Genomic DNA, 14,417 nt, shown 5'->3' with positions numbered 1-14,417 from the left:
CACAAAGGGGGCATAATAAGTTAGGACAAAAAATCAGGTAATGGTGATTTTATAAAATGAGCACTATAAACGGAGTAGAGAAGATGGAAATGAATAATAAACTACTTGGTCCCGAAGACATAGAAAAACACGCGGCGGAAATTGCCAAAAGCCATCTGGTACAGGAAAAGGCCAGGTTTCCGAGATGGTTAATGACCCGGATTGGGAGCAAATATAAACATATCCTGGAAGTTTACAAAACCATCGACAGGGAGACAGGCGGAGGAATACCTTCGTCTTCTACGGCAGAGTGGCTCCTGGATAATTTTTATGTTATTGAAGAACAGGTAAAAGACATTAAACACGCTCTTGCCAGGAAACCCTATTTCCGGCTGCCAGCGCTTAAGAATGACCAAATGAAAGGCTATCCCAGGATATATGCCCTGGCTTTGGAGTTAGTCAATCATACGGACGGAATGATTGACGAAAAAACCCTGATGAATTTTGTCAGGGCTTACCAATCCCGCCAGCCGCTTTCCATGAGTGAATTGTGGGCTATGGCAGTTATGCTCAGAATCGCACTGATAGAAAAAATCAGCCACATTTGTGACCAGTTAGGTGCGTATTATAGGCAGCGGTATGAGGCGCGCCGCACGGCCGACCTGATCGTCGGCGCTGTAGACAAGGGTGACAACGAGGTTCGGAGAGTAATCAATGAACAAATAGGCAATAAACCGGACGTCTACCCTTCTTTCATTGAACTTCTGGTCCAAATGCTCAGAAAGCAGGGGAGGAAGACGGCGGCTGCAGTGGGATATCTTGATGAGAAACTTACGGAAAAGGGGTCTTCTTTAGAAAAGTTGATCAGTCTGGAACACCGGATGCAGGCGGCCAGACAGGTTTCCATGGGTAATTCCATAACCAGTCTGCGCATGATAGCGGCTATAGACTGGAATGAGATTTTTGAATCCTTGAGTCAGGTGGAAGAGATTTTAAGACAGGATCCGGCCGGGATTTATAACCGGATGGATTTTGAGTCCAGGGACCATTACCGGCACATCATCGAAAAGATGGCCCAGTTTTATAACATTTCAGAGATTGAAGTTGCCCAAAAAGCATTGAGCTGTGCACAGGAGGCGCCGGCGGAAGATAACGAGGGGCCGGTGCGGCATGTTGGTTACTACCTGGTCAGCGCCGGCAGAAAAAAGTTGGAAAGGCAAATTGGTATTAAACCCAGGGGGCTTAAGGCTGCCTTGAATTTTTTTAAACGATATCCTTATGCCGTTTATTTTGGGTCTATCGCTCTGATTACCCTGGCCATTATGGCCTTAATCTTAACGTATGCTGCCGGTCAGGGGGGCGTGTCGCCTCTGGTGTTTTTTGTAACGGGGCTTGTTCTGTTAATACCTGTAAGTGATATTGCCATTAATATTGTAAATTTTACCGTCAGCCATATCTATGCGCCGACTGTGTTGCCAAAATTAGAGTTGAAAGACGGTATTCCCGAAGAAAACAGTACCATGGTGATTATTCCAACCCTCCTGCCTGATGCAAAGAGGGTGCGGGAACTTTTAGAGAAGCTGGAAGTTTATTACCAAGCCAATAAGGAAAATAATCTTTATTTCACCCTGGTGGGCGATTTTAAGGACGCCGATTCACCTGATACGCCAGATGACCCTGTAATCGTTGAAACGGCGTTAGAGGGGATCAAAAAATTAAACCTGCGCTATGCCAAAGACAGGCCTGTTTTCTATTATTTCCACAGGGAGCGGCGGTTTAATGAAGCTCAGAACCAGTGGATGGGCTGGGAACGGAAGAGAGGAGCGATTATTGAGTTTAATGACCTGTTAAGGGGGGCTCAGGATACCAGTTTCACGATATGCAGTTGTGACCCGGGCCAAATACCTGCTGTCAAGTATGTCATTACCCTTGACGCCGATACGAGTCTCCCCATGGGCGCTGCCAAAAGACTGATCGGAACCATGGCCCATCCCCTGAATAAACCGGTAATTGACGCGAAAAAAGGAATTGTCATTAAAGGACACGGATTGTTGCAGCCGCGAATCGGGGTAAGTATTGACAGCGCCAATAAGACCCTTTTTTCCAGGATTTTTGCCGGGCAGGGGGGTATTGACCCTTATACTACGGCTGTTTCTGATGTGTATCAGGACCTCTTCGGGGAAGGAATTTTTACTGGAAAAGGCATTTATGAGCTGGATACTTTCCAAAAGGTACTCAAAGAGGCTATACCTGAAAACAGTGTATTAAGCCATGACCTTTTGGAGGGCAGTTACGTAAGGGCGGGGTTGGTTACCGATATCGAATTAATTGACGGTTACCCGGCCCGCTACAATTCCTTTTCCATGCGACAGCACCGCTGGGTCAGGGGAGACTGGCAGTTAATCCCCTGGTTAGCGGCCAGGGTAAAAGACAGGCGGGGAAAGTGGAGGAAAAATCCTCTTTCGCCATTGTCCAAATGGAAAATATTTGATAACCTGCGCAGAAGCCTGTTAAACCCCGCCTTGTTTGTGTTGATTTCTCTGGGCTTTGCCGCCCTACCCGGCAATAGCCTGGTTTGGCTGGGATTAGCCATTGTTACTGTAACTTTTCCTACGGTAACCTATTTAATGGGCGGTATTTTGGCCAGGAATTACCACCTGGTAGAGGGAGGCAAGGGCCAGACTGTCATTACTGGGGTTAGGGCCAGTTTGTACCAGGCCATCCTCCAGTTTATCTTTATACCTTACCAGGCTTATTTGATGGCTGATGCTATAGTGAGAACCTTAGCCCGCGTCCTTGTTACAAGAAAAAATCTGCTGGAGTGGATTCCGGCAGCGGATCTGGAAGCTTTGCTGAGAAATGATTTGGTTACTTTTTACAGAAAAATGGGTATTTCTCCTTTAATGGGTTTGGCAGTCCTGGCACTGGCGCTGGTGCGGCCCAGTACTTTTCCGGAAGTAATTGTGGCGGCTGCACTCTTTGGTTTGTGGGCCGGCGCGCCTTACGTGGCCTTTCGGGTCAGCCAGGATTACGCAACCAGAGTTGATCCGTTAAACGAGCGCGAAAAGTCTGAACTGCGCAGGCTGGCGAGAAAAACCTGGGCATATTTCGAAGACTTGGCGACGGCTGAGGAGAATTTCCTGCCACCGGATAATTTTCAGGTTGATCCGCCTAATGGAAAGGCCCGCCGGACCTCGCCGACCAATATAGGGTTGCTCCTGGCTTCCATATTGGCGGCACGTGATTTTGGTTATCTGGGTACGGCCGGGATGTTAGAAAAGCTGAATGCCACAATATCCACGGTGGAAAAAATGGAGAAGTGGGAAGGGCATCTCTATAACTGGTATGACACGGAAAACCTTCGGGTTTTAAGACCCAGGTATGTTTCTACCGTGGACAGCGGCAATTTTGTCGGTTATCTCATGGTGGTGGAAGAAGGATTGAGGGAATACCTCAATAAATCCCTGGCGGACCCTGTTCTTGCCCAGGGACTCCTCGACACCATCAGAATTTTTAATGAAGAACTGAATGACAGGGATTTGGCTATCAGTACAGAAGTGCTGGAGGCATACCTGGCTGCCGATAAACATGACCTACAGAACTGGCTGGCCATATTAGACGGCATGGTGGCCCAGTTGACGGCAGACGATAAACGGGAAAAGGTGCAGGCTTCCCCATGGGGCCGGAAGCTTCTGGCCATGGTGTATTCTTTTAAAAAAGAAGCAGCCCTTTCAGTTGACAGTATATATGAACAGGCTGTGGATTTAATGAAAAGGATCCGGGCGCTGGTGGAAAACACCAGATTTCTTCCATTGTATGATCCCAAGAGACAGCTTTTCTCTATCGGATACAACGTGGAAGAAGGCATGCAGACCAAATCTTACTATGACCTGCTGGCTTCGGAAGCCAGGCTGGCAAGTTATATTGCCATTGCCCGGGGGGAAATTGACAAAAAACACTGGTTCAGGTTAGGCCGGAAGCTTACCCGGGTGGACGGTCACAAAGGCCTTGTTTCCTGGGCAGGCACCATGTTTGAGTATTTTATGCCCCTGCTGGTAATGAAGAATTATGAAAACTCGCTGCTGGACGCAACTTATTCCTTTGTAGTGAAGGTGCAAAAAAAATACGGGCAGAAGCGTAAAATACCGTGGGGAATTTCTGAATCAGCTTATTATGCGTTCGATATTGATTTAAATTATCAATATAAAGCCTTTGGTGTGCCTGAACTTGGATTTAAAAGGGGACTCGGCAACGAACTGGTAGTGGCTCCCTATGCTACGGCGCTGGCCCTGACCACTGACCCCAAAGGAGCTGTCGAAAATATATTAACCCTAAAAAAAGAGGGAATGGACGGGGAATACGGTTTTTACGAGGCCATAGACTATACTCCCGCCAGGGCCGGACGGCACGGTAGAAGCTCTATTGTCAGGAGTTTTATGGCCCATCACCAGGGGATGAGCATATTAGCATTAAACAATTATTTTCACGACAATATAATGCAGAAGCGTTTTCACGCCAATCCGGTCATCAGGTCGGCTGAGCTCCTTTTGCAGGAGAGAATGCCCTTAAAGGTAGTTATCACCAAGGAACACCGGGAAGCATATCAGCCCCTGAAAAGAAAAGTGCAGGATGAACCGGAAGTTGTCAGGAAATACGGGGTTCCGGCAGGAGAACTGCCCAATGTTCACCTGCTTGCCAACGGAAGTTACTCAGTCATGGTGACTGACGGCGGCTCGGGTTACAGCAAAAATAACGACATGGCCGTGGCCAGATGGTGGGAAAGCCCGCGCGGCCACAGTTCGGGTTTCTTTATCTATGTACAGAACATCAACTCCAATAATGTATGGTCGGCTACTTACGAGCCTTACAATATTGAACCTGAGGAATACAGGGTTGTTTTTTCGCCGGACAAGGCAGAATTTATCAGGAAAGACGGAAATATAGAGACGCATACGCAAATCGTGGTCTCACCGGAAGACAATGCTGAGATCAGGACAGTAACTTTAACCAATAACAGCCGGTACAGCAGGGTTGTGGAAGTAACCAGTTACCTGGAAGTGGTATTGACCCATCCGGATGCTGATTTGGCCCATCCGGCTTTCAGCAACCTTTTTGTAACAACAGAATTTCTGCCTCAATATGAATGCCTGTTGGCTGTTCGGAGACCCAGAAACGCGCGGCAAAAACCTGTATTTGCCGTGCATACCGTTGTTGTTGAAGGAGAGGTTATCGGCGACCTGCAGTACGAGACTGACCGGGCCAGGTTTATTGGCCGGAACCGGAGCTTGAATAATCCTCTGGCCATGGATGTTGACCAGCCTTTATCCAATACCGTGGGGGCCGTGCTTGACCCGGTCATGAGTTTGCGCAGAAGGGTCAGGATTGAGCCGGGGCACTCGGTGAGAATTACTTATACCCTGGGAGTAGCCGATAGCCGGCAGGATGCCCTTAAACTGGCCGATAAATACCGGGATCCCAAAGTGATAGAGCGGGCCTTTGAACTGGCCTGGAACCGCAGCCGGATTGAAGCAGACTACCTGGATATTAAAGCCAGGGATATGGAGGTTTACCTGAATATGGTTCCCTCCATTCTGTTTCCCGGACCGGCAAGGCGCAAATATGGGGAACATATTGCCCGGAACAAAAAGGGTCAGCCCGGTTTATGGCCCTTTGGGATTTCAGGGGATATCCCCATTGTTCTGGTGCATGTTGATGATAAAGAGCAGACTGACCTGGTTTACCAGGTCCTGAAGGCCCATGAATTCTGGCGGATGAAAGGCCTGAAGGTAGATGTGGTTTTCCTGGCGGAAGATGAAAGGGGCTATGTCCAGCCCCTGCAGGAAAGGATCAGAGAAGCTATTTTTGCCAGCCATGCCCGGGATATGATGAACCGGCCGGGCGGGGTTTACCTGATTAACGGTAACGTAATGGCTGATGAGGAAAAAGACCTTGTTTATACTGCGGCCAGGTTGATACTGAAAGGTGATGCCGGGACTATTGAAGAGCAGTTGGCCTGGGAAGAAAACCGGGCGCCTGTTCCAAAGTTGAGTACGGTAAATATTGACCGGGGAAGAGCAGATAGGGAAATGAAGGTCCCTGCGGTTCCGCCAATTGATGCGGACCAACTCCTGTTCTATAACGGGATTGGCGGTTTCAGCCAGGACGGCAGGGAGTACGTTATTCTTCTGCGGGAAGGGCAATATACTCCGGCTCCCTGGATTAACGTAATTGCCAACCCTGGCTTTGGTTTTAATATCACAGAGGTGGGAGCAGGGTATACCTGGGCGGAGAACAGCCGGGAAAACAAACTGACTCCCTGGTATAATGACCCGGTAACGGATCTGGCCGGGGAAGTGTTCTACCTCCGGGACGAACAGACGGGAGATTACTGGAGCATTACTCCGATGCCGATCCGGGAACGGGAAGATTACCTTATCCGGCACGGCAAGGGGTATACTTCCTTTGAGCATACCAGCCACGGTATTAAGCAGGAATTGACAGCATTTGTGGCTTTGGAGGACCCGGTAAAGATTTGCCTGGTCCGGCTCCAAAACCTGTCCGCAGTTTCCAGGGAAGTATCGGTAACTTACTATATACGCCCGGTGCTGGGAGTCAATGAAAAGATTAATGTTCCCTATCTCGTTACACAGAGTGACGGTAAAAAAGGTATCTTGCTGATTACCAACCCGTATAACTCTGATTTTCCGGGACGCCTTGTTTTTATGGATACTTCTGAGGTTGAACGGACTTTTACCGGGGACGACAAGGAATTTACAGGGGTTAACGGTACTCTGGAACGGCCGGCCGCTCTGGAACGGGAAAGGCTTTCCGGAACTGTGGGAGCCGGTTTACTGCCCTGCGGGGCCATGCAGGTGAAGGTATCCCTGGGGCCGGAGGAATCCAGAGAAGTTGTTTTCCTCCTGGGCCAGGGCCGAGATTTGGCGGAAGTAACGGCCATTGCCGATAAATACAGCAGTGTAGATGCAGCCCGGGCGGAATTGGCCAGGGTCAGGGCCTTTTGGCTTGAAAAACTGGAGGTTATCCAGGTTTCAACTCCCGATAAGTCCATGGATATACTTTTAAACAGTTGGTTACAGTACCAGGTTGTATCCTGCCGTTTATGGTCCAGAGCCGCTTTTTACCAGTCAGGCGGGGCTTACGGGTTCAGGGACCAGTTGCAGGACGTGATGGCATTGGTCTATACCTGGCCGGAGCTGACCAGACAACAGATACTGCTCCACGCGGCCCATCAATTTGTGGAAGGCGATGTGCAGCACTGGTGGCACCCAGGGGTTAACAAGGGAATCCGGACCAGGTATTCCGATGATTTCCTGTGGCTGCCTTATGTAACGGCCGATTATATAGAATGTACCGGCGACCGGTCAATCCTCGATGAAACAGTGGGTTTTCTGGAAGACGACCCTCTGCCGGCAGATGAGGATGAAAAGTACAACATTCCGCGGGTTTCGGGAGAAAAGGATACAGTTTATAATCACTGCATCAGGGCAATTGAAAATGCCCTGAAATTCGGTGAACGCGGGCTTCCGCTGATGGGTTCGGGCGACTGGAACGACGGCATGAACACCGTCGGCAATAAAGGCAAAGGGGAAAGTGTCTGGCTGGGCTGGTTCATTTATACCGTATTGCAAAGGTTTATACCCGTTTGTCTGGCCCAAAGTGACGAAAAGAGGGCGCAAAAATATGCGGCTGTAGCTGATAATCTGGCCGAAGCTATCGAGAAAAATGGCTGGGACGGCAGTTGGTACCGGAGGGCCTATTTTGATGACGGTACCCCGTTGGGTTCGGCCGCCAATACGGAATGTAAAATTGACTCTATTGCCCAGTCCTGGTCCGTCATTTCAGGAATAGGCAAACCCCACCGGGCCGAGGAAGCCATGCAGGCTGTCGAAAAGTATCTGGTTGACCGGGAAGCCGGTATTATCAAACTCCTTACACCGCCCTTTAACGAGGGATATCTGGAGCCCGGGTATATCAAAGGGTATGTGCCGGGGGTCAGGGAAAACGGGGGCCAGTATACCCATGCGGCTGTATGGACGATTTTGGCCTTTGCCAAACTTGGTCAGGGAGATAAGGCAGGGGAATTGTTTCATCTGATTAACCCCATCAACCATACCCGTACGACCATTGAAGCCATGCGGTACAAGGCCGAGCCCTATGTGGTGGCTGCCGATGTTTATGCCGCCCATCCCAATGCCGGACGGGGCGGATGGTCCTGGTACACGGGCGCTGCCGGCTGGATGTACCGGGTAGGGATCGAGCATATCCTGGGTATGAAAAAAGTCGGGGCCAACCTATATTTTGACCCGTGTATACCCAAAAAATGGCCGGAATTCCAGGTACAGTACCGGCTGTCCAAAACTTTATACCGGATTCATGTCTGCAACCCCGAGGGGATAAACAAGGGAGTCAAGACGGTAATGGTTGACGGTCAGCAGGTTCCGGAAGGATACATTCCTCTGGTTGACGACGGACAAGAGCATATAGTGGAAGTCATTATGGGGAAAACGGAAGAGAACCGGAATCGGCGGAGAAAGTTGGTGGAAACTGATGTGGCCGGGTGGCAGGCAGCTTTACGAAAAACCCCCGCACCGGCTGCTGCGGCGGCGCAGCGTACTGATGGGTCGAAATGGTCAACAAAATACGTTGAAAACCCCTGAGATTAATACCTCAGGGGTTTTTTCGCAGAATCCGTATTAGGATGTGATTATAAAGGTTTTGCTTTTAGCCGGCTAAAACTTTACCGTCAGTGTCTATAGTGACTACGTTGACCGCGATATCTTTGCCGCTGTTTACCACGGCCTGCCGGACCATGTTTACCAAACTGCCACAGCAGGGGACGGTCATCCTGGCCACGGTAATGCTTTTTATTGTGTGTAGCCGGAACATCTGTGAGAGCTTTTCCGCATAATCCACATTATCCAGTTTCGGGCAGCCAATGAGGGTGATGCGGTTTTTCATAAAATCCTGATGAAAATTGGCATAGGCGTAAGCAGAACAGTCAGCCGCAATTAACAGGTCCGCATTGTCAAGAAATGGGGCGTTGACGGGGACCAGCTTAATCTGGCAGGGCCACTGGCCAAGTTGTGATGCTACAGGAGTAACGGCAGGGCACGAACAATCCTGGGATTTTTCCCGCACCCTGACGGAACTGCCCGGGCAGCCGCAGGCCAATGTTTCGGGTTGGAGGGCCTGGGTTTCCATATGCTTTTTCACGGCTTCCTCATCAAAGGCTGCCGCTTCTCTTTCAACAATGCTGATGGCGCCGGCGGGGCACTCGGGCAGGCAGGCCCCTAGGCCATCACAGTAAGCGTCTGATACAAGCCGGGCTTTGCCATTGACCAACTGCAAAGCCCCTTCATGGCACGCACTGATACAAAGGCCGCACCCGGTACACTTGTCTTCATTTATCTCCACGATTTTTCTAAGCATTTTCCTCAACCTCACTTATGATTATTTTTACTGTAAACACATTATAAACCACCGATTAGCAAAAAAACAGTGAGGTTCATCACAGGTGCACAGGGCTTTTGGTCACCAAAGGTATAGAAAAAGACCACACCCCCTCTCGCGCTGTTAAACCTTTTCTGGAATTTCCCCTAGAAATCTTTTATACTAATACCAAGAATGAAGAGAACAGAGCAGTAATAATAAGAGATTAACCGTTGAAAGAAGGGGGATAACGATGATCTGCCCCAAATGTGGACACCTGAACAATGACCGGGCGGTAGAGTGCCGGAAGTGTTTTTATAAGTTTAGAGGCCTAGACCTGTCTCATCTGGATCCGGGGAGGAGAGACCCGTGGGCTTTATCCGGTGTATTGCGGAATATAGCACGGAACAGCACTAATCCTACGAAAGCCATGATTATCTATATTGGATTGCTACTTATTTTTTTGGCCGGTGTGGTGCCGGTGATTGTGATGCAGGTGTTGCAGCACCAAGCTCAGTAGTAGCGGAGAAACCTCACTAAACCTTCGCCTACCCTTTAATCAGGCCTTTTATAAAATGATGCCGCTGCACTAGTGAAGCAACCGTTGCTCCGAGGCTATGCCTCCCCATCTAAGGAGGGGTGGAGGGGTTCTCCGCTACCAGGGAGCTTTGTGCTGCAAAACCATGCCAGGCAGGCAGTGTTCCCGAACTCGATGGCTCATGTTGCATTCCTCAAAAGTCAGGCCGCCTCCCGTCCGGTTACTCAGCATATGTTGCGTGCCGCAGATTGGAAAAGGGGAGGTTAAATGATTCCTCCGCTCCGGGCGAAATCTCCATCGGATAACCGCTCCCGCTTACGCGGCTCGCGGACCGATGGACGATTTAAGCCCCGCTCCGGAAAACATTTAACCTCCCTTATCAACATCCCGGGGCGCCCTACATAAGTTGAGTGCCGGACTTCCCGGCGGCCTTCGCCATCTTCAAACATGCGGGAACTCCCTGCCAGCCTGTCTGCGGTTTTGCGGGCGCAGTTGCTCCTTAACGGTAGCCTGAGAACCCCACCCACCCCTCCCTGTTGCCGGCAGGCGCTGCATGGTGAAATAACCGTTGCTTTAAGAAAAACAGAAGATACCGCTGTGGAGGTAAAACAATAAATTGCGACCTGGTGGAGGGCGGGTAGACAGTGTTAACGACAGTGAAGGCTTGAAATCGCTGTTTCCGGCACGGACGCCGGAAACCCGGCCACGAGTCATGGATGACGATTTGGCCGGGTTCAGCGATTTCAACTGAACGGAGTTTTACACTGTCTCCGCCCGTAACCTCGGAGCAACGATTGTTTTACTTCCATAGCGATTACCGGACTTCCTGGCCAGGTTTTGCAGCACCAAGCTCCGGGTTAGCCAGGATACCCCACCCACCCTTTCAGCATTACAGCGGTTAACACATCACCACAGAGGGCGCGGAGAGCACAGAGGAAATCAGAGGGAAAGGTAAACGGAAAAATTGTCGAAAACAGTCGGAATATGGCGATAAATTAAGCTGCCCCAACGCAGGAGTTCTGCTGTTCCGGGGCGTATTTTATGAAACAGGAAAAATTCGACAGATACGTATATCGTTTGGCAAACCATGCGAAAGCATGGGGCGCAAAGCCATGGGTCTACGGCCGAAGGGCCAGGATTGCCAGGTTGCAGTATAGTTGCGGTAGTAGTGGAAAGCCTGTTCCTTTGGGGGACGGGTTTTTTGTGGGTAGGGTGGGGAAAGGATAGCACCAACCGGTTGTAAGAGGATTTTCATTTAGGGGTAGGTTGAGCTAAATTTCGTTAATTGCGAGAGGAGTTGTAAGATGAGGCCATTTAAGTCTGAAATGGTGTTAGAAGAAAGAATATCTGAGGCTACCTTTCGTGCTTACCATGTTGGTTTTGAAGAAAATAAATTTAGGTTACAACCATTAGTGGATGTCATTAGAAGAGTAATACCAGAATTTGCTCTCGGCTATTATGCTGGGACGTCAATACCTATTACTGACATCGTGGACAGAGTTCAAGAAGCTGCTCAAACAGTATACATGACAGATAATTACAAAAAACGAGGGGAATTTGGTGAATTAATATTACATTTACTGTTAAGGGATTTCTGTAATACTATTCCGTTAATATCGAAAATATATTTTAAGGACTCTGCTAATGTAACTGTTCACGGTTTTGACGGTGTGCATGTTGTGATAGAAGGCGATACGAAAAAGCTCTGGCTTGGTGAATCGAAGTTATATAAGACTGGTGAGCAAGGGGTAAAGGATCTTGCAAAGGACTTGAAAAACCATATCCAGGCTGACTACTTAAGAAAAGAGTTTGAGTTGATTTGCAGAAAACTGCCGTCAGACGTTCCTGAAATTGAATATTGGAGAAACCTTATGCATAAACACCAACGACTTGAAAAAATTTATAATGGCATTTCAATTCCACTAGTATGTACTTATTCTAGTGATTTATTTAAAAAGCATGATGCTGAAACAAAGCAGTATCTAGATGACTTTGTAAGTGAGTGTATTCGTTTAAAGGATATCTTTGAAAAGACGAAGATAAAAACAAGCGTTGATGTGGTCCTTATGTTACTTCCTGTCCCGAATAAAGACGACCTTAATAAAGAACTTGATACTCGCTTAAAAAGGATGCAGATGATATGAGTATTGAAATGTATCGTCAGACCATTAACTTAATATTGGAAAAGGAAGTGTTAGACTTCGAAGATAGCTATGCCATTTTAAGGTGCTGTAATCATTTATTACAGTCTACAGATACTCATGCATTAGGTAGAGACTTGGTTATTAGAATCCTTGACGTTAAGGATAAGGTTTTTCCATCGTTGCTGCCTTTATTAAACGACCTAGTAGAAGCTGCTGGCCTTTATCCCTATGTTGACCATGAGCTTCTTACTGGCCCTGCTTGTATAAGACACGAATTTGTCCGATCTAAAAATCTCGAAAATATTCATTTTCACGAGGAACAAATGCTTTTATCTCTTTACTTAAGTGCTGGAAGAAGTGTTGTTGTAAGTGCTCCTACTAGTTTCGGAAAAAGTCTTTTGATCGAGGAGATTGTTGCCGCAAGAAAGTGCGAGAACATTGTTATCATCCAGCCAACTCTTGCGCTTTTAGATGAAACTAGAAAAAAGCTTCAAAAATATCGCGATGATTATAATATCATAGTTCATACTTCGCAATTGCCTGATGAGCGAAGAGGCAACCTGTTTTTATTTACCGGAGAGAGGGTTGTGGAATATAAAAATTTTCCTCCTATTGACTTTTTTGTTTTAGACGAATTTTATAAGTTAAGCCTTGAACGTGATGATGAGAGGGCTACTACCTTAAACCATGCTCTATATCGATTGTTGAAGTTTACCGATAAGTTTTATATGCTTGGACCAAATATAAACAATGTACCACAAGAATTTATTAAGACTTATAATGCCTTATGGTATCCAACAAATTTTGCTACAGTAGCAATCGATGTATACGATGTATTTCAAGATGATTCCAAAGTCAGCGACGATGAACGAGAGCGCCGTTTATTTAATTTGTTGTTAGAACAAGAAGACCCAACAATAATATACTGTTCATCCCCCGATAAGGCTAATCGATTATCCGCTAGATTTCTAGATTATATTTCCGAAAGGAACATTAAATTTCAACGAGAGGATATTAATAAGGATTTAATTGAATGGATACATGAAAACATACATGAAGGATGGGTTCTTTGCAGTGCTTTAGCTAACTCAATTGGTGTGCATCATGGGGGGTTACCGCGCCATATAGCTAGTTCTATAGTTGATTCTTTTAACTCAGGTGATATACATTATCTGTTTTGTACTTCTACTCTTATTGAGGGTGTGAACACTTCAGCAAAAAACGTTATTCTTTTTGATAAAAAAAAGGGACCGAAAACAATCGACTACTTTGATTTTAAGAATATTGTTGGCCGTTCAGGAAGGATGAAAAGGCACTTTATTGGAAAGGTCTTCAGATTCCATCCTGAACCCAAACAAGAAAACATTGACGTTGATATCCCCTTAATAACACAGGATACGGCCCCAGTCGAGCTACTAATTCAAATGGATCCAAAAGATATTAAGCAGAAAGTTAAAGAAAAACTAAAGATGTTTTATGGCTTACCTGAAGATTTACAGGAATTATTAAAAAATAATGTAGGAATTCCTTTAGAAGGACAATTAAAAGCGATTAAGGAGTTGGAAATGGAGGTTGAACATAACCATCCTTTGATTTGTTGGACAGGAATTCCTAGCTATGAACAATTAAATAAGGTTCTTGAGATAGGTTGGAAGTATTTATTTAAGAAAGGCGAGTCAAAGGGTGGTATTCATACTCCGTCACAGCTAGCAGTTATCACTTTGCAATACTTCAATTTCAAATCTCTTAAGCCACTAATTAACATTAACATGAAAAATGACTGGTGGATTAATAATGAACCAGACGAGTATTTGAGGTTACAGAAAATAATAAATCATGTTTTACAGGTTGCAAAACATTGGTTTGACTATAAGTTGCCAAAGTTTTTAAATGTTTTGTCTGATTTACAGGAATTCGTCTGTATTAAACAAAGGAAGAGACCAGGAAACTATACTTATTTTACTCAACAAATTGAAAATAACTTTTTGCCTACAAATTTATCTATTCTTTATGAATATGATATTCCGATTTCGGCGATAAGAAAATTTGCTAATGTAATTCCAAGCGATTATTCATTTCCCCAGATTATCAATAAGCTTAAATCCCTTAATCTAACACACTTTGAATTAAGTGATTATGAAATAAATAAAATCAAAAGATTGTTAGAATAATTAGTACAACTTCACCAACGGTAGAAACGGCTTCACTATGTTCTAATCTAACTTGTCCGCCTACAGCAGTTGTCATGGTTTTTACTTGTTACTTGGCCAAAATCATACCGCCGCAGGTTAGGGAAAAGGGGTATG

At 46.7% G+C, this 14,417-nt stretch carries 7 protein-coding genes and 1 riboswitch; of the genes, 5 read left to right on the top strand and 2 right to left on the bottom strand.

Going from position 1 to position 14,417, the window contains the following annotated elements:
• Positions 1-56 precede the first annotated feature (56 nt).
• Complete coding sequence (locus tag ACSNJE_RS13355) at positions 57-8,657, top strand: glycoside hydrolase family 94 protein (protein ID WP_495252847.1); 8,601 nt, start codon at positions 57-59, stop codon at positions 8,655-8,657.
• 64 nt (positions 8,658-8,721) lie between these two features.
• On the opposite strand, the gene ACSNJE_RS13350 is transcribed toward ACSNJE_RS13355, so the two are convergent.
• Complete coding sequence (locus ACSNJE_RS13350; protein WP_495252846.1) at positions 8,722-9,429, bottom strand: ATP-binding protein; 708 nt, start codon at positions 9,427-9,429, stop codon at positions 8,722-8,724.
• A gap of 253 nt (positions 9,430-9,682) precedes the next feature.
• Between ACSNJE_RS13350 and ACSNJE_RS13345 the strand changes: the two genes are divergently transcribed.
• A complete protein-coding gene (locus ACSNJE_RS13345) occupies positions 9,683-9,949 on the top strand; it encodes a hypothetical protein (protein WP_495252845.1) in 267 nt (88 codons plus the stop codon).
• Between the two features lie 281 nt (positions 9,950-10,230).
• Here the strand turns inward: ACSNJE_RS13345 and ACSNJE_RS13340 are convergent, their stop codons facing one another.
• A complete protein-coding gene (locus ACSNJE_RS13340) occupies positions 10,231-10,494 on the bottom strand; it encodes a hypothetical protein (protein ID WP_495252844.1) in 264 nt (87 codons plus the stop codon).
• Positions 10,495-10,583: 89 nt separating this feature from the next.
• On the opposite strand from ACSNJE_RS13340, the gene ACSNJE_RS13335 reads away from it, so the two are divergent.
• The 3 genes from ACSNJE_RS13335 to ACSNJE_RS13325 all read left to right on the top strand — a co-directional run bounded on the left by ACSNJE_RS13335 (position 10,584) and on the right by ACSNJE_RS13325 (position 14,282).
• Positions 10,584-10,718, top strand: a complete 135-nt coding sequence (locus ACSNJE_RS13335; protein WP_474774694.1) for a hypothetical protein — start codon at positions 10,584-10,586, stop codon at positions 10,716-10,718.
• A 318-nt stretch (positions 10,719-11,036) separates the two neighbouring features.
• Positions 11,037-11,121: riboswitch (cyclic di-GMP riboswitch) on the top strand.
• A 150-nt stretch (positions 11,122-11,271) separates the two neighbouring features.
• Positions 11,272-12,111 (top strand): HamA C-terminal domain-containing protein, encoded by an 840-nt coding sequence (locus ACSNJE_RS13330; protein WP_495252843.1) that lies wholly within the window; start codon positions 11,272-11,274, stop codon positions 12,109-12,111.
• A complete protein-coding gene (locus tag ACSNJE_RS13325; RefSeq protein WP_495252842.1) occupies positions 12,108-14,282 on the top strand; it encodes a helicase-related protein in 2,175 nt (724 codons plus the stop codon). The genes ACSNJE_RS13330 and ACSNJE_RS13325 overlap by 4 nt, the downstream gene beginning before the upstream one ends.
• Positions 14,283-14,417: the final 135 nt, after the last annotated feature.

Source organism: Thermincola sp. GK-1 (assembly GCF_059412445.1).
Note: the sequence above shows the minus strand (reverse complement) of the source record. Positions and strands in the feature narration are given on the sequence as shown.